At 70.0% G+C, this 24,440-nt stretch carries 19 protein-coding genes and 2 pseudogenes; 3 read left to right on the top strand and 18 right to left on the bottom strand.

Annotated features, from left to right (window positions below; all coding sequences use genetic code 11):
• Positions 1–113: 113 nt before the first annotated feature.
• The 6 genes and pseudogenes from ACP2AH_RS00285 to ACP2AH_RS00260 all read right to left on the bottom strand — a co-directional run bounded on the left by ACP2AH_RS00285 (position 114) and on the right by ACP2AH_RS00260 (position 6,479).
• A complete protein-coding gene (locus ACP2AH_RS00285) occupies positions 114–1,142 on the bottom strand; it encodes an ABC transporter substrate-binding protein (protein WP_425104008.1) in 1,029 nt (342 codons plus the stop codon).
• A gap of 84 nt (positions 1,143–1,226) precedes the next feature.
• Positions 1,227–1,541: an NIPSNAP family protein gene (locus ACP2AH_RS00280; protein ID WP_425104007.1), complete on the bottom strand. Its 315-nt coding sequence runs from the start codon at positions 1,539–1,541 to the stop codon at positions 1,227–1,229.
• Between the two features lie 9 nt (positions 1,542–1,550).
• Positions 1,551–3,032 (bottom strand): aldehyde dehydrogenase, encoded by a 1,482-nt coding sequence (locus ACP2AH_RS00275; protein ID WP_425104006.1) that lies wholly within the window; start codon positions 3,030–3,032, stop codon positions 1,551–1,553.
• A gap of 10 nt (positions 3,033–3,042) precedes the next feature.
• Entirely contained in the window at positions 3,043–4,080 is a 1,038-nt protein-coding gene (locus tag ACP2AH_RS00270; RefSeq protein ID WP_425104005.1) for an LLM class flavin-dependent oxidoreductase, read from the bottom strand.
• A gap of 18 nt (positions 4,081–4,098) precedes the next feature.
• Positions 4,099–5,865 (bottom strand): alpha/beta fold hydrolase, encoded by a 1,767-nt coding sequence (locus ACP2AH_RS00265; protein WP_425104004.1) that lies wholly within the window; start codon positions 5,863–5,865, stop codon positions 4,099–4,101.
• Positions 5,858–6,479, bottom strand: a pseudogene (locus ACP2AH_RS00260) (amino acid synthesis family protein). Before ACP2AH_RS00260 ends, ACP2AH_RS00265 begins: the two are co-directional and overlap by 8 nt.
• A 154-nt stretch (positions 6,480–6,633) precedes the next feature.
• Between ACP2AH_RS00260 and ACP2AH_RS00255 the strand changes: the two are divergent.
• The 3 genes and pseudogenes from ACP2AH_RS00255 to ACP2AH_RS00245 all read left to right on the top strand — a co-directional run bounded on the left by ACP2AH_RS00255 (position 6,634) and on the right by ACP2AH_RS00245 (position 8,837).
• A complete protein-coding gene (locus ACP2AH_RS00255) occupies positions 6,634–7,329 on the top strand; it encodes a GntR family transcriptional regulator (RefSeq protein ID WP_425104003.1) in 696 nt (231 codons plus the stop codon).
• A pseudogene (locus ACP2AH_RS00250) lies at positions 7,262–7,897 on the top strand (FAD-binding oxidoreductase); the annotation flags it as partial. The gene ACP2AH_RS00255 and the pseudogene ACP2AH_RS00250, both read left to right, overlap by 68 nt.
• Before the next feature lie 184 nt (positions 7,898–8,081).
• A complete protein-coding gene (locus ACP2AH_RS00245) occupies positions 8,082–8,837 on the top strand; it encodes an FAD-binding oxidoreductase (RefSeq protein WP_425104002.1) in 756 nt (251 codons plus the stop codon).
• On the opposite strand, the gene ACP2AH_RS00240 is transcribed toward ACP2AH_RS00245, so the two are convergent.
• The 12 genes from ACP2AH_RS00240 to ACP2AH_RS00185 form a co-directional block, all read right to left on the bottom strand.
• A complete protein-coding gene (locus ACP2AH_RS00240) occupies positions 8,834–11,476 on the bottom strand; it encodes an AAA family ATPase (RefSeq protein WP_425104001.1) in 2,643 nt (880 codons plus the stop codon). The two genes, ACP2AH_RS00245 and ACP2AH_RS00240, sit on opposite strands and share 4 nt — an antisense overlap.
• Entirely contained in the window at positions 11,473–12,597 is a 1,125-nt protein-coding gene (locus ACP2AH_RS00235; protein WP_425104000.1) for a metallophosphoesterase family protein, read from the bottom strand. The genes ACP2AH_RS00240 and ACP2AH_RS00235 overlap by 4 nt, the downstream gene beginning before the upstream one ends.
• Positions 12,598–12,711: 114 nt before the next feature.
• Positions 12,712–13,899 (bottom strand): multiple monosaccharide ABC transporter permease, encoded by a 1,188-nt coding sequence (gene mmsB, locus ACP2AH_RS00230; RefSeq protein WP_425103999.1) that lies wholly within the window; start codon positions 13,897–13,899, stop codon positions 12,712–12,714.
• A complete protein-coding gene (mmsA, locus tag ACP2AH_RS00225; RefSeq protein WP_425103998.1) occupies positions 13,896–15,446 on the bottom strand; it encodes a multiple monosaccharide ABC transporter ATP-binding protein in 1,551 nt (516 codons plus the stop codon). Before mmsA ends, mmsB begins: the two co-directional genes overlap by 4 nt.
• A 65-nt stretch (positions 15,447–15,511) precedes the next feature.
• Entirely contained in the window at positions 15,512–16,582 is a 1,071-nt protein-coding gene (gene chvE, locus ACP2AH_RS00220) for a multiple monosaccharide ABC transporter substrate-binding protein (protein WP_425103997.1), read from the bottom strand.
• A 95-nt stretch (positions 16,583–16,677) separates the two neighbouring features.
• Entirely contained in the window at positions 16,678–17,343 is a 666-nt protein-coding gene (locus ACP2AH_RS00215) for a 2-dehydro-3-deoxy-6-phosphogalactonate aldolase (protein WP_425103996.1), read from the bottom strand.
• Positions 17,340–18,266 carry a 2-dehydro-3-deoxygalactonokinase gene (locus ACP2AH_RS00210; protein ID WP_425103995.1) on the bottom strand — a complete coding sequence of 309 codons (927 nt, stop codon included), beginning with the start codon at positions 18,264–18,266 and terminating at the stop codon, positions 17,340–17,342. Before ACP2AH_RS00210 ends, ACP2AH_RS00215 begins: the two co-directional genes overlap by 4 nt.
• On the bottom strand, positions 18,266–19,174 hold the full coding sequence (locus ACP2AH_RS00205) for an SMP-30/gluconolactonase/LRE family protein (RefSeq protein WP_425103994.1): 909 nt from the start codon (positions 19,172–19,174) through the stop codon (positions 18,266–18,268). Before ACP2AH_RS00205 ends, ACP2AH_RS00210 begins: the two co-directional genes overlap by 1 nt.
• Positions 19,161–20,963 carry an IlvD/Edd family dehydratase gene (locus ACP2AH_RS00200; protein ID WP_425103993.1) on the bottom strand — a complete coding sequence of 601 codons (1,803 nt, stop codon included), beginning with the start codon at positions 20,961–20,963 and terminating at the stop codon, positions 19,161–19,163. Before ACP2AH_RS00200 ends, ACP2AH_RS00205 begins: the two co-directional genes overlap by 14 nt.
• Positions 20,964–20,979: 16 nt before the next feature.
• A complete protein-coding gene (locus tag ACP2AH_RS00195; RefSeq protein WP_425103992.1) occupies positions 20,980–21,906 on the bottom strand; it encodes a Gfo/Idh/MocA family protein in 927 nt (308 codons plus the stop codon).
• A complete protein-coding gene (locus tag ACP2AH_RS00190; RefSeq protein WP_425104701.1) occupies positions 21,906–23,501 on the bottom strand; it encodes an aldehyde dehydrogenase (NADP(+)) in 1,596 nt (531 codons plus the stop codon). The genes ACP2AH_RS00195 and ACP2AH_RS00190 overlap by 1 nt, the downstream gene beginning before the upstream one ends.
• Positions 23,502–23,506: 5 nt before the next feature.
• Positions 23,507–24,439 (bottom strand): dihydrodipicolinate synthase family protein, encoded by a 933-nt coding sequence (locus ACP2AH_RS00185; RefSeq protein ID WP_425103991.1) that lies wholly within the window; start codon positions 24,437–24,439, stop codon positions 23,507–23,509.
• Position 24,440 lies beyond the last annotated feature (1 nt).

Raw genomic sequence — 24,440 nt, 5'->3', positions numbered from 1 at the left:
GAGGTGGACGATGAGGCCGACGAGGACGGAACGATACGCCCGTCCTTGCCCGGCGCCTTCCGCGCTCCCTTGTGACGGGGAGCGCGGCTCTCATCCGGCAAGGGGCCGCCGGCTCACTCCGCCTGCCAGGCGTACCAGCGCTTGCCGATCTCGTCGCGATGGGCGGCCCAATAGCCCATATCGAGATTGATCTGCGAGGCGGTGTGCTTGTCGGGCAGGTTGGCGGCCACGTCCTTCGGCATCAGCGCGGCGGACTTCACATTCACCGGGGCATAGCCGCTCTCGGTGGCGAAGCTCGCCTGTCCCTCGGGGCTGGTCGCCTCGGCAATGAACTTCATCGCCGCTTCCTTGTTCTTCGAGCCCTTGGGCACGACCAGCATGTCGGCGGCGGTCAGGTTCTGCTCCCAGGACAGCTCGACCTTCTCGCCGCTCTGCTGCAGGGCGAAGATGCGCCCGTTCCAGAACTGGCCGATCGGCGCCTCGCCGGAGGCGAGCAGCTGCTGCGACTGCGCGCCGGTGCCCCACCAGACGATGTCCTTCTTGATGCTGTCGAGCTTCTTGAAAGCGCGGTCGAGATCGAGCGGGTAAAGCTTGTCGGCCGGCACGCCATCCGCCAGCAGGGCGATTTCCAGCACGCCCGGCGCCGACCATTTGTAGAAGGTGCGCTTGCCGGGGAAGGTCTTGGTGTCGAACACATCCGCCCAGCTCTTCGGCGCCTTGCCCTTCAGGCTCGCCGGGTTGAAGCCGAGCACGAAGGAATAATAGAAGCTGCCCACCGCATGGTCGGTGACGAAGCGCGGGTCGATCTCGCCGCGCTTGACGATGGAGAAGTCGATCGGCTCGATCAGCCCGTCCTTGGCGGCGGCGGCGGCGAAATCGGCCTCCACATCCACCACGTCCCAGGAAACGTTGCCGCTCTCGACCATGGCTTTCAGCTTGCCATAGTCGGTCGGGCCGTCCTGTTTGACGGTGATGCCGGTTTCCTTGGTGAAGGGCACGGCCCAGCTCTTCTTCTGGGCGTCCTGGGTGGTGCCGCCCCAGCTGGTGAAGACGATGGAACCCGACTGCGCCACCGCCGCACCGGCAAGGCCGGCGGCGAGGGCGAGGGCGGCAATTCCGAGGGCACGGGATGTGCGCGACATGGTGGTCCCCTTTGGTTGGCGTTCGTATGGAAGGCGGCGCGTTGGCGCTCGTGTCGTCTTGCGTCGGGCGGCGGCGAAGCGCCGTCAGTCCAGCGGCGAGAAGGCGGTGGGCAGGAGAATCTTGTTCTCCATGGTCTCGATCAGCGCCTGGATCTTCGGCAGGAAAGTGAGCCAGGCAGGATCGGCGTTCAGCCGCGCGCGGCGGGCGGAGCGGTCATCGAGGCTGGCATAGGCCCAGATGTGGACGATCTCGTTCAGCGGGCCGATCTCGCTGGTGAAATAGCCGACCAGCTGGCCGAGATGGCTCTTCTGCAAGGCGATGCCTTCTTCCGCCACCAGCTTCACATAGGCGGGGACGGCGCCGGTCTTCAGCCGGTAGGTACGCATCTCGTAGAGCATGGCGGGGCCTCAGCGCATGACGAAGGGATCGTCGATCGGCGCGTCGGAGGTGCGCAGCCAGACCGATTTGGTGCGGGTGTAGTCGCGGATCGATTCCGCCCCGCCCTCGCGCCCGAGGCCGGACAGGCCATAGCCGCCGAAGGGCACGATGGGGGAGACGGCGCGGTAGGTGTTGACCCAGACGATGCCGGCGCGCAGCCGCCGGATCAGCCGGTGGGCGCGGGTGAGATCGCGGGTGAACACACCGGCGGCGAGGCCGAACGGGCTGTCATTGGCCTTGGCGATGGCGTCCGCCTCGCCAGTGAAGCTGATGACGCTCAGCACCGGGCCGAACAGTTCCTCCGCCGCGCAGGGCACCTCATTGCCGGCGCAGGCGAGGATGGTCGGGGCGTAATAATTGCCGGCCGTGAACCCCTCCGCCCGCGTGCCGCCGGTCACCAGCGCGGCACCGGCTTCGAGGCTGGCGGCGACGACCTGCTCGATATGGGCGAGCTGGCGCGCAGTGGCGAGCGGGCCCATCTCGGTCGCCGGGTCCTGCGGGTCGCCAATGCGAATGCGGCGGGCCTTCTGCGTGAGGATGGCGAGCAGCTTGTCGCGCACGCTCTCTTCGACGAACAGGCGCGAGCCGGCGACGCAGCTCTGGCCGGAGGCGGCGAAGATGCCGGCCACCACCGCATTGGCGGCGCTCTCCAGATCGGCATCGGCGAACACCAGCACCGGCGATTTGCCGCCGAGTTCCAGCGTCGTATAGGCGAGGTTCTCCGCCGTGTTGCGCACCACATGCCGTGCGGTCGCCGGCCCGCCGGTGAAGGCGACGCGGGAGACAAGCCGGTGCGCGGTGAGCGTCTTCCCGCACTCCTCGCCGAAGCCGGTGAGGATGTTGACGACGCCGGGGGGAAAGCCGGCCTCATGCACCAGCCGGGCGAAGGCGAGCAGCGGGGCGGGGCCTTCCTCCGACGCTTTCAGCACGACGGTGCAGCCCGCCGCCAGCGCCGGGCCGAGCTTCACCGCCGAGAGGAAAAGCTGCGAATTCCACGGCACCACGGCCGCGACGACGCCGATGGGCTCGCGGCGCAGCCAGGCTTCCATATCCGGCTTGTCGACCGGCAGATGCGCGCCCTCGACCTTGTCGGCGAGACCGCCGAAATAACGATAATATTCCGCGACATAGCCGATCTGCGCCCGCGTCTCGCGGATGATCTTGCCGGTGTCGCGGGTCTCCAGCTCGGCGAGTTCCTGCGCATGGGCGGCGACGAGATCGCCGAGCTTGGTCAGCAGCTTGCCGCGCGCCGTGGCGGTGAGGTTGGCCCATTCCGGCGCGTCGAAAGCGCGTTGGGCGGCCTCCACGGCGCGGTTCACGTCGGCGCTGGTGGCAGCCGGCATCACCGCCCAGGGCTGACCGGTGGCGGGGTCATAGCTTTCGAAGCTGCCCCCGCCGGTGACGAAGGCGCCGTCAATATAGAGCCGGAAATCATCGCGCAGCGCGGTCATCGCTTCATCCTCACGCAAAGGCCGGCATCACGTGGCGGATGAAGCGGTCCAGCGACTTCGCCTTGCGCGCGTGGCTGATGCCGGCGTCAATCCAGAGCGAGAACTGGTCGAAGCCAAGCGCCTCATAACCCTTCAGCCGGGCGATCACCTCGTCTGGCTGGCCGATGACGAGATTTTTGCGCACCACGTCAGGGGCGAAGTGCGGGGCGGCGGCGCGCTCCTCCGGGGTGAGCGGCGCCATGATCGCCTGATGGATCGGCCGCTTATTGGCGAACCAGGCGCCGAACAGCCCGTACCAGGCGGAGAGATCGTCGGCGAGTTGGTCGGCCTCCGCTGGGGAATCGGCCACGAAGCAGTGCTGCAGCAGCATGATCTTCGGGCGCGGCACCTGCGGGTGATCCGCCACCGCCGTGTTGAAGCGCTCCATCAGGCTCGCCACCTCGCCATCGCCCGAGGCGAGCGGAGTCACCTGCACATTGCAGCCATTGGCCACCGCGAAGGCATGGCTGTTGGGGTCGCGCGCGGCGATCCAGATCGGCGGGCCGCCTTCCTGCACCGGCTTGGGCGAGGCGGTGGAGGTGGGAAAGCTCCAGAACTGGCCCTCATGGGCATAATCGCCCGCCCAGAGCTGCTTCACCGCCGGCACCAGCTCGCGCATGCGCAGCCCGGCTCCCATGGCGTCGAGGCCGGGCATCAGGCGCTCATATTCGAAAACATAGGCGCCGCGCGCCACGCCGAGATCGAGCCGGCCGTCGCAGGCGAGGTCCATCATCGCCGCCTCGCCGGCGAGCCGGATCGGGTGCCAGAACGGGGCGATGACATTGCCGGTGCCGAGGCGGATGGTCTTCGTCTTGGCCGCGAGATGGGCGAGCTGGATGAAGGGGTTGGGGGCGATGGTGAAATCCATCGCGTGGTGTTCGCCGATCCACACCGTCTCGAAGCCCGCCCCCTCGGCGGTGAGCGCCAGCTCCTCCAGCTCGGCGAACAGCCTTGCATGGGGAATGGCGGGATCGGTGCGCTCCATATGGACGAAGAGGGAGAACTTCATGGCGATGATCCCGGTGACTCAGTGCGGCGCGGGGGTGGCGAGGGGATGGACGACGCCCTGCGCGGCGTCGCCGACATAGATGCCGAACGCATCCTCGCGGCGCTCGCGCAGATAGCGCGCGAGCATGGAGCGGGTCGCCTCGTCCGGCAGGCGGGCGAGATCGACCGCGTCCAGCGGCACAAGCACCGCCCCCGCCGACGCGGCGGGTGTGCCTTCAAAGCTGCCGCGGTAATAGAGCGACACGGTGGGCGGGCCGTCACCGGCGGCTGGCGTCTCGAACACCGCGAACAGGAAGCCGAGCCGTCCCTCGACGCCGAGCTTGCTGAGCGCGCCGCGCAGGCTGCGCGGGTTGGCGGCGGGCTCCAGGCAGGAGCCGGTGGGCAGGCTCAGGCCGCCCTTGCCGTCTTCCACCATCAGCAGCGCGCCGTCCGCTTCCAGAATGGCGCCGACGCGGGCGGGTTCGTCGCGCTTGGCCAGCGCCTGCAGGCCGAGCGAGACATCGACATAGGCGCCACGGCAATAGCCGAGCGGGGCGACATCGCGCGCGCCGAAGCCGCGCACATGGCCGATCAGGATCACATGGTCGCCCGCCTCCACCACCTCGTGGCGCGTGCAGTCGAACCACGCCGCCGCGCCAGACATGACCGGGCTGCCGGCGGGACCTAGTTGCCAGGGCGCGCCGGCGAACTTGTCCGGCGACTTGGAGGCAAACAGGGCCGACACGTCCTTCTGCTCCGCCGCCAGCACGGAGACGGCGAAGTGATCGGCGGCGGAGAACACCGGGAAGCTCGACGCAGTTTTCGCCAGGCTGACGAGGATCAGCGGCGGATCGAGCGAGACGGAGGAGAAGGAATTGGCGGTGAAGCCGCGCATCTCGCCCTCTTCCGTTCGCGTCGTCACCACGGTGACGCCGGTGAGGAAGGCGCCGAGCGCGCGGCGGAAGGCTTTCGCGTCGAAGGGCGCGGCCGGCGCGTCGAAAAAGGCGAGGAGCCGCGCGTTCACCTCGGCGGGATGGGTCAGCGTCATCATATGGCGCGCGCCGGCCAGCACCTCGGCGGCGCCGTGCGGGGCTAGCGCCGCCATCGCCCGCGACATGGCGGCGGTCGAATTAGGATCGCCCTCGGCGGTCATGAACAGAGCCGGCATGGCGAGGCTCGCGAGCCGGTCGCGATGCGCCTCGTCCGAGGCGGCGAACAGCGCATAGGTGCGGGCATAGCCGACGGGGTCGCCAGACGCGAGCAGGGCCGACACCTGCGCCGCGCTCGCCTCAAGCTCCACCGGCACCGGGGCGCCGAACCAGCGCGCCACGGCGGCTTCGTGCGAGGCGGCGCGGCCTTCCGCCTCCAGCGAGCCGGCGCGGGCGGTGACCACCGCGCGCTGTTCCGGCGTGCGGCAGAACACGGCGTTGAGCGCGGCGACCGCGCGCACCCGGGCGGGATGCGCCAGTGCCACCTCCAGCGCCACCAGCGCGCCCATGGAATGGCCGACCAGAGCGGCGGAGGGCAGGCCCAGCCCGTCCAACAGCGCGACGACCTGATCGGCATAGTCGGACAGGCGCGCATCCTCCGGCGGCAAGCTGGAGCCGCCATGGCCGGGCATGTCGAGCGCGATCACGTCATGGCCGGCGGCGAGCGCGTCGATCTGCGGTGCCCACACCTCGCTCGCCATGCCGACGCCATGGATCAGCACGACGGCCGGGGCACCGGCCACGCCCGCACGGCGATAGGCGACCTGCGCGGGGGCGCCGTCGCGGCCGGCATAGGCGAGGAGGCGCCGGTCAGCCATGGGAGCTGTCCGCCGGGGCGGCGTCGAGGCCCTGGGTGGAGCCGAGCTCCTTGAGATCCTGATAGCGGTCGCCGATGCGGTGATGCGGCCGCCCGCCAATGGAGGCGCCGAGCGCGACGACGATCTCGTCCGGCGCCGGGGCATCGTTGATGGCGAACTGGATGGTGAGGTAATGCGAGCGGCGCCCCTCATCCAGCTTGTCCATCAGCGGAATGGCGATGGAAGCGTTCGGCCCGCCGCGCGTATTGGTGAAGGCCAGATAGCTCTTGGCGCCGACCGCCTTGCGGTAATGATTGCCGAAGCGCAGCGTGTGGATCAGCGCCGAGGCGTGCTCCACCTCGCCCGAGGTGCCGACGATCGCCGCCTTGCCATAGCCTTCCACCGCCTCGCCCGAGCCGGCCATGCGCAGGATTTCCTCGGTCAGCAGCGCGCCGAGCTGGGGAGCGACGTCGTGAATCTCCGGCTTCAGGTCTTCGACGAAGCCGCGCCCCGCCCACGGATTGGTGAGCACCGCCGCCGCCGCATAGAGCCGCAGCGGCGTGGGGGGCCGCGCGGCCGCCCTCGATGAAGGTGGTCTCGGCATAGGTGACGAGCTTGCGCAGCTGCAACGGCATGATCTGTCTCACGAAAGACGGGCTGAGCGGCGCCGTGCGGGCAGTCGTTCAGCGACGATGGCCTCAAGTTCCGTATGATGGTATACCATAAGACAATCGAGTCAATTGTCATCCCGCGCCGCTCGGGCGACAAGAGGCGGGAACGGAGACAGCCATGGTCGCGACTACCGAATCCAACGCTGCCGGCGAAGAGATGAAGGTCGAGCGCAGCGTGCCGACGCTGCGCAGCCTGACGCTGGAGAAAATGCGCGACGCCATTCTCGATTTCCGCTTCAAGCCCGGCGAGCGGCTGGTGGAGCGCCAGCTGTGCGAAAGGCTGGGGGTGAGCCGCAGCGTGGTGCGCGAGGTGCTGCGCCATCTCGAAGCCGAGGGGCTGGTGGAGACGATTCCCCATCAAGGCCCGGCCGTGACCAAGCCCGACCCGGCGCAGGCGGCGCAGATCTATGAAATCCGCGCGTTGCTGGAGAGCGAGGCGGCGCGGGCCTGCGCGCTCAACGCTCCCGAGGCGGCGATTGCCGAGCTTGGCGGGGTGATCGACGAGATCGACGCCGCCTTTCGCACCGGCAGCCCGCGCGAGGTGCTGCGGCGGACCACGGAATTCTACGAGAAGCTGTTCGTCGCCGCCGGCAAGGAGGTGGCGTGGGAGGTGGTGCGCTCGCTCAATGCCCGCATCAACCATCTGCGCTCCATGACCATCGCCCAGCAGGGCCGCCATGCCGACGCGATTGCCGAGATGCGGCGCCTCCATGCCGCGCTGATGCAGCGGGACGGGGAGGGCGCCTATGAGGCGAGCCGCGCCCATGTCGCCACCGTCGCCCGCCTCGCCGGCGCCATCCTCGCCCGCATCTGAGCGCGCCTCCCCCAACGCGACGGCTTGCCAGCCGTGCCGCGCGCCGGCTATCTCCCCCGGCCCGCGCGAGGGCAGGGGAAGAAGGGCGGCACGCATGGACCCGATCAACCGCGTACTCGGCAGCCTGCCGGCGGAGCTCACCGTCGCCGACCCGGACGTGGTGGCGCGCTATCTCACCGATTTCCGCCGCTTCCGCACCGGCGCCGCCCGCGCCGTGCTGCGCCCGCGCTCCACCGCGGAGGTGCAGGCCATCGTCGCTCTCTGCGCCGAACACCGCGTGCCGCTGGTGCCGCAGGGCGGCAACACCTCCTATTGCGCCGCCGCCACGCCCTCGTCCGACGGCCGGGAACTGGTGCTGAGCCTGGAGCGGCTGAACGCCGTGCGCACGCTCGACGCCGCCAATCTCTCGCTCACCGCCGAGGCCGGCTGCGTGCTGAGCGTGGTGCAGGACGCCGCCGCCGACGCCGGGCTGATGCTGCCGCTCGATCTCGGCTCGCGCCAGTCCTGCCAGCTGGGCGGCACGCTCTCGACCAATGCCGGCGGCATTTCCGTGCTGAAATACGGCATGGCCCGCGACCTCGTTCTGGGGCTGGAGGCGGTGTTGCCGGACGGGCAGATTCTCGACGTGCTGCAACCGCTGCGCAAGAACAACACCGGCTATGACGTGAAGCAGCTGCTGCTCGGCGCCGAGGGCACGCTCGGCATCATCACCGCCGCCTCGCGGAAGCTGGCGCGCAAGCCGGCGCAGACCAGTGACCGCCTTCCTCGCCGTCGAGGAGATCGGCGCGCTGACCACGCTGCTCGCCCGCGCGCAGACGCTCACCGGCGAGAACATCACCTCGTTCGAATATGTCTCCCACCATTCGCTCAGCCTTCTGCTCGCCGCGCAGCCGGGGCTGCGGCATCCGCTGGAGACGGCGGCGCCGCATTATGTGCTGATGGAGGCGCAGAGCTGTTCGCCGCTGCTGGGACTTGAGGAGGCGATGGCCGCCTTTCTCGAAGAGGCCATGGGCGAGGGCTGGGTGAGCGACGGCACGCTGGCCAATGGCGGGCAGCAGCGCGACCAGCTGTGGTATCTGCGCGAGCATATTCCCGAGGCGGAAGTCGCCAATGGCGGCTCGCTCAAGCACGACATCTCCGTGCCGACCTCGGCGCTGCCGGACCTCATTACACAGGCGAGCGCGCTGGTTGAGGAACAGGGCGCCGGCGGGCGGCTCTCCATCTATGGCCATGTCGGCGACGGCAATGTGCATTTCAACGTCGTCGCGCCGGTGGGGGCGGCGCCGGCCGTCTACAAGCCATGGTTCGAGCGCGAGGTGTCGCCGCGCCTCTACGACCTCGCCGTGGCGATGGGCGGGTCCTTCGGGGCGGAATACGGCATCGGCACGGTCAAGCTCGACCTGCTCGACCGCTATGGCGACAAGGCCAAGCTCAGCCTGATGCGGGCGCTGAAAGCCGCGCTCGACCCGACCAACCTGATGAACCCCGGCAAGGTGGTGCGGAACTAGCCCGGCGTCCCCACCCCGGGCTGCCAGTCGGTCATAGCAAGCACATGGCCGCCCAGCTTCTGGAAGGCGCGCTGGCGGCAGGAGAAGACGATGATCTGCTGGTCGCGCGACTGGCGGTGCAGCGCGTCGAACATGCGCTCGATGCGGTCGTCGTCGGAATAGACCAGCGCGTCGTCGAGAATGACCGGCGCCGGCCGGCCGTCGCGGGCAAGCAGACGGGCGAAGGCGAGGCGGGTGAGCACGGAGAGCTGCTCGCGCATGCCCCCGCTCAGCCGCTCCACCTCTTCCTCATGGCCGTTGCGGCGCAGGGTCTGCGGCAGCAGCGTCTTGTCGTCGAAGGTGATGGCGGCATCGTCGAACAACAGGCCGAGCAGCGGCGAGAGTTCGGCCATGACCGGCTTGAGATAGAGATCGCGCGCCTGCGCCCGCGCCGCTTCCAGCGCGGTGGCCAGGCGCTGCAGCACCCGCACCTCGGCCTTGAAGCCCTCCGCGCGGGCGGTGGCGGCGGCGAGCGCCTCTTTCGCCTCGCCCCACATTTCCTCCACCGCCTCATCCGCGCGGGTGCCGATCTGCGCATTGAGCCCGGCGAGGGTCTCGCGCAGCGTCGCTGCCTCCCGGGTCGCGGCTTCCTCCACCGAGCGGGCACGGCGCAGCGCCGCCTCGGCGGCCTCAAGATCGACCGCGCCGGCGCGGTGGCGCAGCATCTGCGCCTCGGTATCACTGAAGAGGCGTTGCAGATCGTCGCGCTGGCGCGCCAGCGCCTCCGCACGGGCGGGGCGGGCGTCCTCCGGGCCGAGCAGGGCCGCGATCTGCGCGTGTTCGGCCTTCAGCCCGGCCAGCGCGGTCTCCGCCTCGACGAACGCCTCGTCGGCGCGGGCGCGCAGCGGCTCGGCCGCCCGCAGCGCCTGCCGGGCGAGGGCGCGCCGCTCCTCTGCGGCCGCGAGGGCGGCGGCGCGCAGTGCGGCGGGGTCGTCCGCGGGCTCGGGCAGCTCCGCGCCGAGCCCGGCGCCGGCGGCCACCTCCTCGCGCAGCCGCGCCAGCCCTTCCGGGGCGAGCAGAGCCAGGCGGGCCTGCCCCTCACGCCGCTCGGTCTCGATCTGCTGCGCCCGCATCTGCCGGGCGCGGGCGGCGGCGAGGTCCTCGACCCCCAGCGCGGCGAGCAGGTCGCGGTGGCGCGCCTGCGCCTCGGCGAGCTTGCTGTCGGCGGGCGCGGCGCGATTGGAGCGAAGGGTCAGCGTGCCGAGGCCGGGCAGGGTGAGCCGCGCCTGCCCGTCATAGCCGCGCTCCTCGCCCGCGCCCAGCGGCGCGCCGTCCATAAGGATGGGGGCGGCGCCGGGCGCGTATTCGATGGTCACCGACGGCCGCGCCGCCTCCTCCACCGCGCGGCGCTTGGCAATGTCGATCTCCAGCGCCTGCAATTCATCGAGACGGCCGGGCGGGACCTTGGCAAGGGCCAGCGCCGCGTCGGCGGCTTCCAGCGCCTGCCGGGCCGTTTCGGCAGCGGCGAGCCGTTCGGCCAGCGCCGCCTGCCGTGTGCGCGCCTCCTGTGCCTTCGACGCGGCCTCGGCGCGGGCGAGACGCTGGCGCGCCGCGTCTTCTGCCGCTTCGGCTGCGACAAGCTCGGCCTGCACCCGTTGCAGTTCCGCCCCGGCGGACTGGCGCCGCAGCACCGCCGCCGCGCGCCGCTGTTCGGCCTCGGCCATCGCCGCGGCATGCGCCTGCGCGGTGGCGAGCACGTTGCGATAGGCGGTGAGCTCGCGCTCGGCGGCGTCGCGGCGCTCGCGCGCCAGCCCGGCCTCCGCCTCGGCGGCGCGCAGCGCCTCGCCTTGCGCCTTGGCGGCGTCGAAGGCGGCCTGCGCGCTCGCCACCGCGCGATCCCGCGCCTCCCGCTCCGCCGGCTGTTCCAGCTCGGCAAGCCGCTTGAGCGCCTGCGCGCGCCGGTCCAGCGCCTCGCGCAGCGCGCGCACATCGGCTCCCAGCCGCTGCTCCTGCTCGATCAGCGCGTCGCGGGCGTCGAGCGCGGCGGCGTAGCGCCCGCCCGCCTTGGGCCGGCCGGTGGCGGTGACGAGATCGGCCAGCGCCGCCTGCGTCGCTGCCATGATCTCCGCCATGCGGCGCCCGCCGGTGACGGCCTCGACCTCGCCCTGCACCGATTCCAGCAGGCTGGCGCGCACCTGCTTCTCGCTGTCCTCTTCCGATTTGCTGCGCTTCTCGATGCCGGTGAGGCCCTGCCGCACCCAGAGCAGCCCGGCCGGGCCGGCGGTGCCGCCACGGATGAGCCCGGCGATGAAGGCTTCCGCCTCGTCCGCCTGCGCCAGCAGCCGGCCGGTGGCGAGATCGGTGACGCGGGCGAAGCGGCCGCCATAATATTGCTTGGTGAGACGGAAGCGGCCTGCCCCGGTGGAAATGTCCGCCTCCACCAGCGGGCTGCCGCCGCTATAGGGCCGCAGCCGCTGCACATCGCCCGGCGTGCCGGAATGCGGCTGGAAGAACAGCGCGTGCAGCGCCTCGAAGCTGGTGGACTTGCCGAACTCGTTCACCGCGCACAGCACGTTGACGCCGTCGCCAATGTTCTCGATGGCGACGCCGCGCTGGGCGAAGCGCTTCACATTGAACAGCCGCAGCGCGGAAATCTTCATGGGGCGCTCGCCTGTGCCAGGGAATAGAGCCGACTGAGAGCGGCGCGGGCGATCTCGCGCTCCTCGGCCGAGCGGGAGCCATCGCCCGATTCCGCCAGCAGCGCATCGGCCGCCGCGCGCAGTGCGCCGCCCCGGTCGATGCGGTCGAGATCGTCCGGCGCGCAGGCGGTGGCAAGGCCGGCGGCGTCGAGCTCGAGAAAGGCGAAATCCGGCGCGGCGGCGGCGACCGCGCGCTGCAGCGCCGCCTGCCCTTCCAGCCCGGTGCGGCCGGTGGCGACGAGCCGCGCGAGCGTCTGTCGGCGCGCCCGCTCTTCCGGCAGCAGCGCCGCCAGCGCGGCTATCGGGTCGTCGCCCTCCAGCAGATGCAGGTCGAGTTCGCGCCAGGCGAAGCTCGCGGTCGGCAGGGCCTGCACCTCGGGGTGCGCCTCTGCGCCCGCAAGGCTCACCGCCAAGGCGGTGCCGGGCGCTGCGTGCTTGAAGCGGTCCGGCTCCGGCGTGCCGCTGTAGCGGGTGCGTGGGTCCACCTCCACCGCCCCGTGCCAGTCGCCGAGCGCGAGATAGGCGAGGCCCGCCCGCCGGGCGCGATCAGGCGCGATCACCTCGCCGGCCACCGCGTCCTCGGAAAAGCTGCGAATGGCGCCATGGGCGAGGCCGAGGCGCAGCGTGCCTTCCGGGGTCGGGTGGGCGTCCATCCACTCCGTGAGGTCGCGGCCCGGCCGGCGCGTGGTGCAGGGGGCGGGCAGCAGCACCACGCCCGGGGCGAGATCGAGCGGCCGGGGCTCGCTGGCGAGGATCACATTATCCGGCGCTTCCGCCTTCAGCGCCGCCCAGAGCGGCGCGGCCTGGAGCGAATCATGATTGCCCGGCAGCAGCACCCATGTGAGCGGCGCGTGGTGGCGCATTTCCGCCAGCGCCTGCCGCCGCACCTCCGGCGCGGGAGTCTCGGTGTCGAAGCTGTCGCCGGCGAGCAGGATGGTGCCGGCGCCCTGTTCGCGCGCGTGCTGCGCCAGCCGGGCGATGACGCCATGGCGCGCCTCGCGCAGCCGGCCGGGCAGGTCGCCGGCGAAATTGCCGAAGCGCTTGCCCAGATGCAGGTCGCTGGAATGCAGGAAGCGGAACATGGCGCGCCGGGTGTGACGAGGGATGCGGACAACCGGGGTCCCCCAGCGCGCCGCCCTTGTCAAGCGGCGGGCCGGCGGCCCGGCCGCCCCTGCGGGCGACCGGGCGGTGCGCGCTCAGGCGCGGCGCTGGTTGTACACGTCGAGGCAGACGGCGCCGAGCAGCACCAGCCCCTTGATCACCTGCTGGTAGTCGATGCCGATGCCCAGAATCGACATGCCATTGTTCATCACGCCCATGATCAGCGCGCCGATGACCGCGCCGCCGACGCGGCCGACGCCGCCATAGGCCGAGGCGCCACCGATGAAGCAGGCGGCGATCACGTCGAGCTCGAAGCCGAGGCCCGCTTTCGGCGTCGCCGTGTTGAGCCGGGCGGCGAAGACGAGGCCCGCCAGCGCCGCCAGCACGCCCATATTGACGAAGGTGAGGAAGGTCAGCCGCTCGGTCTTGATGCCTGAGAGCTTCGCCGCCTTCTCATTGCCGCCGACGGCATAGATCTGCCGGCCAATGGTGGTGCGGGTGGTCACAAAGGCATAGAGCGCGATCAGCGCCGTCATGATGACCAGCACATTGGGCAGGCCGCGATGCGAGGCGATGAGATAGGCGAAATAGAGAATGACCGCGAACAGCAGCGCGTTCTTGGCGAAGAAGAATCCATAGGGCTCGGTGTGGATGTGGTGCGCTTCCTGCCGGGCGCGGCCACGGAAGTTCAGCCACACCATCGCCAGCCCCAGCGCCGCGCCGATCGCGAGCGAGGTGGGGTAGAGGTTTCCGGCATCGGGGATGAGTTCCGGGATGAAGCCGGAGGACAGCTTCTGGAAGGTGGGCGGGAAGGGGCCGACCGACTGCCCCGCCAGGATCGCCAGCGCCAGCCCCTTGAACACCAGCATGCCGGCCAGGGTGACGATGAAGGACGGGATCTTGAAATAGGCCACCCAATAGCCCTGGGCCGCGCCGATCAGCCCGCCCAGCGCCAGGCAGATCAGCGTCGCCGGGATGAAATGCAGGTCGAACTTCACCATCAGCACCGCCGCCACCGCGCCGATGAAGCCGGCCACCGAACCGACCGACAGGTCGATATGGCCGGTGACGATGACCAGCAGCATGCCCAGCGCCATGATGACGATGTAGCTGTTCTGCAGCACGAGATTGGTGAGGTTGAGCGGGCGCAGCAGCGTGCCGTTCGTCACCACCTCGAAAAAGATCATGATGGCGAAGAGCGAGATCAGCATCCCGTATTCGCGCAGATTGTTTTTCAGGAAGCCGGCGTGGCTCGCCTTGTCCTTGAGAGCGGTGTCGCTCATGCCAATGCCTCCATGGGGCGTTGCTCTCCCTTGCGCATGATGGCGCGCATGATCTTTTCCTGCGAGGCCTCCGCGCCGGGGAATTCGCCGACAAAGGCGCCCTCGTTCATCACGCAGATGCGGTCGCAGATGCCGAGCAGTTCCGGCATCTCGGAGGAGATCACCACCACGCCCTTGCCGGCATCCGCCAGCTCGTTGATGATGCAATAGATTTCATATTTGGCGCCGACATCGATGCCGCGCGTCGGCTCGTCGAGGATCAGCACCTTGGGGTCGGTGAACAGCCATTTCGACAGCACCACCTTCTGCTGGTTGCCGCCGGAGAGCTTGCCGGTTTCCTGATAGACGCTGTGGCAGCGTATGCGCATGCGGGCGCGGTAGTCGGAGGCGACGCGCAGCTCCTTCAGATCGTCGATCACCCGGCCCGGCGCGACGGCGGGCAGATTGGCGAGAGTGACGTTCTTGCGGATGTCCTCGGCCAGCAGGAGGCCGAGTTGCTTGCGGTCCTCGGTGACATAGGCGAGGCCGGCATCGATGGCGCGGCGCACGGTGGAGAGGTCGACCGGCTGGCCTTCCATCTCCGCCCTTCCGCTGATCTTCTGGCCCCAGGAGCGGCCGAAAATGCTCATGGCGAATTCGGTGCGGCCCGCGCCCATCAGCCCGGCAATGCCGACGATCTCGCCGCGCCGGACCTCGAAATCGACATTCTTGATCACCTGCCGCTCGGAATGCAGGGGGTGATAGGCCGACCAGTTCGTCACCTTGAAGATCGGCCCGCCAATGTTCGGCTCGCGCTTGGGATAGCGGTGTTCGAGATCGCGATCGACCATCTTGGAGATGATGCGGTCTTCCTCCACCGCGCCGTCATGGCAGTCGAGCGTGTCGACGGTGCGCCCGTCGCGCAGCACGGTGATGCGGTCGGCGACCTTGGAGACCTCGTTGAGCTTGTGCGAGATAAGGATGGAGGCGATGCCCTGCGCCTTGAATTCCAACAGCAGGTCGAGCAGCGCGGCGCTGTCCTTCTCCGACAGGCTGGCGGTGGGCTCGTCGAGGATCAGCAGGCGCACCTTCTTCGACAGCGCCTTGGCGATCTCCACCAGCTGCTGCTTGCCCACCCCGATATTGGTCACCAGCGTGTCCGGGGATTCGTCGAGCCCGACCTTGGCCAGCAGTTCCTTGGTCCGCCGGTGGACCGCGCCGCGGTCGATGATGCCGAAGCGGCCGGGCGGGTTGGCGATGAAGATGTTCTCGGCGATGGAGAGCAGCGGAACCAGCGCCAGTTCCTGGTGGATGATGATGATGCCCAGCGCTTCCGAGTCGGTGATGTCGCTGAAGCGGCGCTCCTCGCCGTCGAAGACGATGGCCCCTTCATAGGAACCGTGCGGGTAGACCCCGCTCAGCACCTTCATCAGCGTCGACTTGCCCGCGCCGTTCTCGCCGACAAGGGCATGGATCTCGCCGGGCCGGACGGCGAAGGTGACATCGCTCAGCGCCCGCACACCCGCGAAGTGCTTGCTGATGCCCTGCATTTCCAGAAGAGCGTTCATGGATCGGTCCAAAGGCCGGGGCCGCGCCGGCGGGGTGCCGGCGCGGCGTTCGGCGGGTAGGGGGATCAGTTGATCTGGCCGGGCTTGTAGTAGCCGGAGCCGATCAGCACGGCTTCCCAGTTGCTCTTGTCGACGACGACGGGCTTGAGCAGGTAGGAGGGCACGACCTTGACGCCGTTATTATAGGTCTTGGTGTCGTTGACCGTCGGCTCCTTGCCGGACAGGGTGGCGTCGACCATGTCGGCCGTCACCTTGGCGAGTTCGCGCGTGTCCTTGAAGATGGTGGAGTACTGCTCGCCGGCGAGGATCGACTTCATCGACGGGACTTCCGCGTCCTGGCCGGTGACGACGGGCATCTTCATCTTGCCGGAGCCATAGCCCACGCCCTTGAGCGAGGACAGGATGCCGATGGACAGGCCGTCATAGGGCGAGAGCACGCCGTTGAGCGTCTTGTCGGAGTAGTAGGCGCTGAGCAGGTTGTCCATGCGGGCCTGGGCGGTGGCGCCGTCCCAGCGCAGGGTCGAGACCTTGTCCATGCCCATCTGGCCGGAAGCGACCTTGAGCGTGCCGTTCTCGATCAGCGGCTTCAGCACCGACATGGCGCCGTCATAGAAGAAATAGGCGTTGTTGTCGTCCGGCGAGCCGCCGAACAGCTCGATGTTGAACGGGCCCTTGTTCTCGGGATAGCCGAGGCCCTTGAGCAGCGACTGCGCCTGCAGCACGCCGACCTGGAAATTGTCGAAGGTCGCGTAATAGTCGACATTCGGCGTCTCGCGGATCAGGCGGTCATAGGCGATGACCTTGATGCCCTTGTCATGCGCCTGCTTCAGCACGTCCGACAGGGTGGTGCCGTCGATGGAGGCGATCACCAGCACCTTGGCGCCCTTGGTCACCATGTTCTCGATCTGCGAGAGCTGGTTGGGGATGTCGTCCTCGGCATATTGCAGGTCGGTGTTGTAGCCGCGCTCCTTGAGCACCTTCACCATGTTGTCGCCGTCGGCGATCCAGCGGGCGGAGGATTTGGTGGGCATGGCGATGCCGACCGTGCCCTTGTCCGCCGCCGAGGCGGGGAGGGCGAGGGCCAGCGCGCCCAGCGCGAAGGCGGTTGCGGAGAAAAGCGTCGTCAGGCGTTTCATCGTCAGCTCCTTGAGCGTTTCAGCTTGGGTGTTTTCAACGGCCGCCTTGGGCGGTCCGGATTATTGGCGGGGAAGCCCGCAGGAAGGCGCGCGGGTCATCCGCCGCCTCGTGTCTCGATCGGAAAGGCCGCGTCATAGGCCGCGACCATGGCCCGCGCCTTCGCCCGCACCTCATCGGCGGTGGCGCCGGGCCGGTAGAGGCTGGAGCCAAGGCCGAAGGTGCGGATGCCGGCACGCGCATAGGCGGCGAACTCCTCTTCGCCGACCCCGCCCACCGCGCCGACCACCGTGCCCGGCGGCAGCACCACGGAAATCGCCTGGATGATCGAGGGCCCAAGCAGATTGGCGGGGAAGAATTTGAGCCCCGAGGCCCCGGCCTTCAGCGCGGCGAACGCCTCCGTCGGGGTCAGCACGCCGGGCATCGTCACCATGCCGTGGCGGGCGGCGCGGGCGATCACCGCTGCGTCTACATTCGGGCTCACCATCAGCCGGCCGCCGGCATAGTTGAGCAGGTCGACCTCCTCGACGGTGAGCACCGTGCCGGCGCCGATGAGCACGCCCTTCGGGGCGAGGCGGGCGGCGGTCTCGATGGAGGCGAAGGGGTCCGGCGAGTTGAGCGGGATCTCGATCGCCTCCAGCCCTTCCTCGATCAGCGCGCCGACAATGGCTTCCGCCTCCTCCGGCCGCAGGCCGCGCAGAATGGCCACCAGCCCGCGCCGCAGCTGCGGCCAGGGCACGCGAGGAGCGAAGGGGGCGTTCATGCGGTGATCCTTTCCAGGCGGAACGCCTTGAGCGCGGCGGCGTGCAGCCCGGCGCGCACGCAGTCCTCGGCGTCGTGGAGGGTGACGGCGGCGAAACCGGCGCGCGTCAGCGCCGTGCGGTAGAGCGCCGCCGTCGCGCCGGAGGCGATGAGCGCGACCGGACCCGTTCCGGCGACGCGGGCCGCGCCGGCAAGCTCCGCGCCGATCAGCAGGCCGGACAGCCGCGCCAGCGTCGCGTCCGGCGACGTGCCCGCCAGCAGCCAGCCGGCGCGCAGGCGAAACAGGTCGCGGCCGAGCAGCTCCGGCGCGGCGAGGCCGTCCTCGACGCCCTGCGCGAAAGCGTCGGAGTCCGGGTCCACCGCCGCCGCCCCCTCCACCGCCGGCGCGACGACGGAGGCGCTGCGCAGCAGATGGAACAGTTCGCCGGTGAGGAAGGTGGCGAAGCCGGCGACCGTGCCGCCTTCCACCCGCACCCATTTGGAATGGGTGCCGGGCAGGCAGGCGACGCCTTCGAAGCCGTCGCGGATCAGCGGCAGCAGCTGGGTTTCCTCGCCGCGCATGACGTCGGCCCCCGCCGCGCCGCGCTGGGCAATGCCGGGCAGGATGCGGATGAGACGCCGCGGGGAGGGCACATGCGCCGCCTTCTCGGTCAGCCCGTCGAGCCCGGCGGGGGTGGCGACATAGGCCGCCTCCACCCAGCCGGCGCGCGAGCCGACCATGCCGCACATCATGACCGGCACGCCCTCGGCGATGCCGAGCGCGTCGAGATGGGCTTCCAGCACGCGCTCGAAGCCCTCAGTGCCCGACGCCGCCAGCCCCTGCGCGCTGCGCCGCTCGGCCAGCACCGCGCCGTCGCGGTCCAGCGCCCAGAGGCGGAAGCTCGACGTGCCCCAGTCCACCACAATGTGCGAGACGCCGCCCATCACAGCGCCCCCAGCCGGACGCGCGGCTCGGCGCGGCCGGTGGCGCCGATGTCGAGCAGGAAGGTGCGGCCATGCTCCGGGTCCGCCGCGCGGGCGTCCTCGTTCATGTCCTGCCAGGCGGAGGTGACGAGCACGCGGTCGAACGCCGGCCCGACAAAGACCGGGCAGCTGGTCTGGTGCGCCGGGGTGGGCACGCTGCGAACGAGATCGCCCGCCGGGGAATAGGCGTTGAGCCGCCCCCCGCCCCAGATGGCGCACCAGATCAGCCCCTCGGCATCGGTGACGGCACCGTCCAGCCCGCCGTCGCCGGCATGGCGGTGCAGCAGGGTGGGCGCCTCCAGCGGCAGGCCGGAGCCGGGATCGAGCCGCACCCGATAGAGTTCGCCAATCGCCGTGTCGGCGAAATAGCCGATGGTCCCATCGGGCGAAAAGCAGATGGCGTTGGGAATGGTGACGGCGGGAAACAGCGGGATCACCGCGCCGGCATGGAAGGCATAGACGCTGCCGGCGCCGGTCTCCGCGTTGCGGCCCATGGTGCTGAACCAGAAGGTGCCGGAGGGGTGGACGCGGGCGTCGTTGGAGCGGGTGCCGGCCTTGTCGGCCTCGACGGCGGCGAGCGTTTCCAGCCGGCCCGAGGCGACATCGCGCAGCATCAGCCCGGCCTCGGTGACGAGCAGCTGGCGCTCGGCATCGACAAGAGCCAGCGCGCTCGCCATGACCGGCAGCGCGTGCACGGTGGTCGCGCCCGTGGCGAGCCGCGCCTCATAGAGCCGCTTCTCCACGATGTCGAACCACCAGGCGGTGTCGCGCGCGGCGTCATAGGCCGGCCCCTCGCCGAGATGGCAGCGCTCGGCGCAGATGAGGGTGAGGGCGGCCGTCTCGGGGGCGGGCGCGCTAATGGTTGTCACGCGGCATCCCCTTGGTCTGGGCGATGCGCTGATAGCGCACGGCGTTTTCCAGCACGGCGCCGGTTTCCAGCTGGCCGACCAGCCCGCGCTGGATCTCCTGCCACGGCGTCTGGCTGGCGGGGTAGGCATAGCCGCCGGCCGCTTCCAGCTCGGCGCGGCGGCGGGCAAGCTCCTCCTCCGGCACCAGCATATTGGCGCTGTTACGCTTCAGATCGATGCGCACGCGGTCGCCGGTGCGCAGCAGCGCGAGGCCGCCGCCGACCGCCGCCTCGGGCGACGCATTGAGGATGGAGGGCGAGCCCGACGTGCCGGACTGGCGCCCGTCGCCGATGCAGGGCAGGGCATGCACGCCGGCCTTGATGAGGTAGTCCGGCGCCCGCATGTTCACCACTTCCGCCGCGCCGGGATAGCCGATGGGGCCGGCGCCGCGCATGAACAGGATGCAGCCATCGTCGATGGCGAGCGCCGGATCGTCGATGCGGGCGTGGTAGTCCTCCGGCCCGTCGAACACGATGGCCCGTCCCTCGAACGCGTCCGGGTCGTCCGGGTTGGAGAGGTAGCGCACGCGGAATTCCGCGCTGATGACGCTGGTCTTCATGATGGCGGAGGAGAACAGGTTGCCGCGCAGCACGCGGAAGCCGGCCTTTTCCTTCAGCGGCTGGTCATAAGGGCGGATCACCGCCTCATCCTGAATGCCGGCGCCGGCGCAGTTGGCGCCGAGGCTGCGCCCGTTCACGGTGAGCGCGTCCTCGGCGATGAGGCCCTGGCCCATCAGCTGGTTGACCACCGCCGGCACGCCGCCGGCATGGTAATAGTCCTCGCCGAGATATTCGCCGGCGGGCTGGAGATTGACCAGCAGCGGCACCTCCTCGCCATAGGTCTGCCAGTCGTCGATGGAGAGTTCCACCCCGACATGGCGGGCGAGCGCGTTGAGATGGATCGGCGCGTTGGTCGAGCCGCCAATGGCCGAGTTCACCCGAATGGCGTTGAGGAAGGCGTCGCGGGTGAGGATGTCGGAGGGCTTCAGATCCTCATGCACCATCTCGACGATGCGCAGGCCGGTGCGGTAGGCGATTTCCTGCCGGTCGCGATAGGGCGCGGGGATGGCGGCGGAGCCGGGCAGCTGCATGCCCAGCGCCTCGGCGAGCGAGTTCATCGTCGTCGCCGTGCCCATGGTGTTGCAATAGCCCGTGGACGGCGCGGAGGACGCCACCAGCTTGACGAAGCCGGCATGATCGATCTCGCCCGCCGCCAGCAATTCGCGCGCCTTCCACACAATGGTGCCGGAGCCGGTGCGCGCGCCCTTGTACCAGCCGTTCAGCATCGGCCCGACGGACAGCGCGATGGCGGGAATGTTCACCGTCGCCGCCGCCATCAGCAGCGCCGGGGTGGTCTTGTCGCAGCCGATGGTCAGCACCACGCCATCGAGCGGGTAGCCATAGAGCACCTCGACCAGGCCGAGATAGGCGAGGTTGCGGTCGAGCCCGGCGGTGGGGCGCTTGCCGGTTTCCTGAATCGGGTGGACCGGGAATTCGATCGCGATGCCGCCGGCCTCGCGAATGCCGTCGCGCACCCGCTTGGCGAGTTCGAGATGATGGCGGTTGCAGGGGGACAGGTCGGAGCCGGTCTGGGCAATGCCGATGATCGGCCGTCCGCTCTGCAACTCCTCCTGGCTGAGCCCGAAATTCAGGTAGCGCTCCAGATAGAGCGCGGTCATGTCGATATTGTCGGGGTTGTCGAACCAGGCGCGGGAGCGCAGGGGCCGGTTGCTGTTGCTGGCTTTGTCCATGCGTCTCTCCTCAGGCTCAGTCATGGAACGGCGCGACTTCCAGGCGCCGGCCCAGCAGGAAGGCGTCGGCGACCAGTTGCAGCGGGGCGAGGTCGACATCCGATCCCCCCGTCTCAACCAGCTCGACGAAGCGTTTGTAGATGTTGCGATATTCCGCCTCGGGCTGTGCGCTCAGCACCTGCCCGTCCAGCGAGAGTTCGGCCCCGCCCTTGGCGAGCAGCAGCGTGCCCCGGTCGGTGTCGACCTCGATGTCCCAGCTCTGCGGCCCGGTCTGCAGGAAATCGAGATCCGCCTCTACCTTCAGCCCGTCCGCATCCGCGAAAGCGACCGTGGCAGCGATGGGGGCGGCGCAGTTGGAGGGAAAGGCCAGTTCCGCCCCGGTCACGAAGACCGGGCGCGGCAGGATGGCGGTGAGGATCGACAGCGCGTTGATGGCCGGATCGAACACGCCGAGCCCGCCGGGCTCCCAGATCCAGCGCTGGCCGGGATGCCAGACGCGGACATCCTCCTTCCAGGTGATCGTCACCGCGCGGGCCGGCACTTCGCTGAGGAAGGCGCGGGCCGGCTCCACCGCCGGGGCGAAGCGCGAATGCCAGGTGGCGAACAGGGTACGGCTGGAGGCCTGCGCCGCCGCCACCAGCGGGCCGAGTTCGCTCACCGTCGCGCCGGGCGGCTTCTCCAGCAGCACATGTTTGCCCGCGTTCAAGGCCAGCGCCGCGAGGTCGTGACGGCCCTGCGGCGGGGTGCACAGCGCCACCGCGTCGATCGCCTCGCCGCTCGCCAGCAGTTCGGCCAGCGTGGCGAAATGGGCGACGCCGTCGAGGCTGGCATTGCGGCTGGCCACCGCCACAAGTTCGATGCCCTCTGTCGCGGCGATGGCGGGCAGATGCTGGTCGCGGGCGATCTTGCCGAGGCCGACAAGGGCGAGACGGATCGCGCTCATCACTGCGCCTCCCCGGTGCGGGCGGGCGTGCCGTCGACGAGGCGGGGCAGGCCGAGCGGGTTTTTCGTCCGCACCACGGCGGGCAGCAGCGCCTCCGGCAGATCCTGGTAGCAGACCGGGCGCAGGAAGCGGCGGATGGCGAGCGTGCCGACCGAGGTCGAGCGCGGGTCCGACGTCGCAGGGAACGGGCCGCCATGCACCATGGCGTGGCAGACTTCCACGCCGGTCGGCCAGCCATTGGCGAGGATGCGGCCGGCCTTGTCCTCCAGCACCGGCAGCAGGGCGGCGGCGAGGAGGTGGTCGGCGGGATCGAGATGCAGCGTCGCGGTGAGCTGGCCCTCCAGCGCGCCGGCCACCGCCCGCATCTCGTCCGCATGGGCGCAGCGGATCACCACAGACGAGGCGCCGAACACCTCATGCGACAGCAACGGCTCGCGCAGGAAGGCGGCCGCCTCCGTGACGAACAGCGCCGGCCGGCAGGCATTGGCGCCGCCCTCCGCGCCATGGGCGACCTCGGTGACGTCGGCGCTGCCCTCCAGCGCGGCGACGCCCTTGGCATAGGCGCCGGCAATGCCCGGGGTGAGCATGGTCGCGGCCGGGGCGGCGGCGACCGCCGTGGCGGCGGTGGCGATGAAGCGGTCCAGCGACGCGCCGCTGAGGGCGATGACCAGGCCGGGATTGGTGCAGAACTGGCCGGCGCCCATGGTCAGCGAACCGACAAAGCCGGTGGCCAGCGCCTCGGCGCGCGCCTCCAGCGCGGCGGGCAGCAGGAACACCGGATTGATGCTGCTCATTTCGGCAAAGACCGGGATCGGCTCGGGCCGGTCGGCGGCGATGCGGCACAAAGCCAGCCCCCCGGCGCGCGAGCCGGTGAAGCCCACCGCCTTGACGCGCGGATCGGCCACCAGCGCGCCGCCAAGCTCATGCGAGGTGCCGGTGAGCAGCGAGAACACGCCCTCCGGCAGCCCGGCCTCGCGGACCGCCGCGCGGATGGCGCGGCCGACCAGTTCCGACGTGCCGGGATGGGCGGGATGACCCTTGACGATGACCGGGCAGCCGGCGGCCAGCGCCGAGGCGGTGTCGCCGCCGGCGACCGAGAAGGCGAGGGGGAAGTTCGAGGCGCCGAACACTGCCACCGGGCCGATGCCGATATGGCGCAGGCGCAGATCGGCGCGCGGCAGCGGCGTGCGGGCGGGCAGCGGGCTGTCGAGGCGCGGCTCGTCCGCCCCGCCGGCGCGCGCCCAGCTGGCGAACAGGCGCAGCTGGCCCATTGTGCGGGCCCGCTCGCCGGTGAGCCGGGCGACGGGCAGGCCGGTCTCGCGCGCGGCACGGGCGATCAGCGCGTCGCCCAGCGCCTCGATATTGGCGGCGATGGCGTCGAGAAAGGCCGCGCGCGCCTCCGGCGTGGTGGCGCGGTAAAGCGGGAAGGCGGCAGCGGCGAGCGCCGCCGCTTCCGCCACCTCGGCCGGTCCGGCCTCGGTGAAGGCGGGCTCCAGCTCGATGCCGGTGGCGGGATCGACGGCACGAAAGGTCGCGGCGCCGGCGAGGTCGCGGGAGCCGAGAAGGGTAGCGCCGGTGAGTTCGGTCATGGCCATAGCGCTCACTTACCCCACCTCAGTACCATAGGGTCAAGCCGACGCGCGAGCTCGATCAGCCCGGCGCGGGTGGCGGGGTGGACCGGCGGCAGCGGGGCGCGCAGCGTGTCGTGCTTGATGACGCCGCCTTCCTGCATCAGGATCTTCGCGGTGGCGAAGCCCGCCTGCCGGTTCTCGTAATTGATCAGCGGCAGCCAGCGCTGATAGGCATCGAGCGCCGCCTCGCGGTCCCCGGCAAAATACGGGTCGATGATCTGGCGGATGCCGTCGGGAAAGCCGCCGCCGGTCATGGCGCCGGTGGCCCCCGCATCGAGATCGGCCATCAGGGTGATCGCCTCCTCGCCGTCCCACGGCCCGACGATGGCATCGCCGCCGGCCTCGATCAGCGCCCGCAGCTTGTTCGCCGCCTGCGGCACCTCGATCTTGAAATAGGCGAGGTTTTCAATTTCCTGCGCCATCTTGGCCAGGAACGGCACGGAGAGCGGCGTGCCGGCGACGGGCGCGTCCTGCACCATGATCGGAATGTCGATGGCGTCGGACACCGCCTTGTAGAAGGCATAGATGGAGGCTTCCGGCACCCGGAAGGTGGCGCCGTGATAGGGCGGCATCACCATCACCATCGCCGCGCCCGCCTCCTGCGCGCGCTTCGAGCGCTCGGCGCAGATATGGGTGGCGAAATGGGTGGTGGTGACGATAACAGGCACCCGGCCCGCCACATGCTCCAGCACCGTGGTCATCACGAGATCGCGCTCGTCATCGGCCAGCACGAACTGCTCAGAGAAATTGGCGAGGATGCACAGGCCGTGCGAGCCGGCATCGATCATGAAATCGATGCAGCGCTTCTGGCCGTCGAGATCGAGCCGGCCCTCGGCGTCGAACACGGTCGGCGCGACCGGGAAAACGCCCTTATAGGGACCGGCGGCGGAAAGGCTCGTCATC

The organism is Ancylobacter sp. (genome assembly GCF_965249975.1).
Classification (GTDB): Bacteria; Pseudomonadota; Alphaproteobacteria; order Rhizobiales; family Xanthobacteraceae; genus Ancylobacter.
Note: the sequence above shows the minus strand (reverse complement) of the source record. Positions and strands in the feature narration are given on the sequence as shown.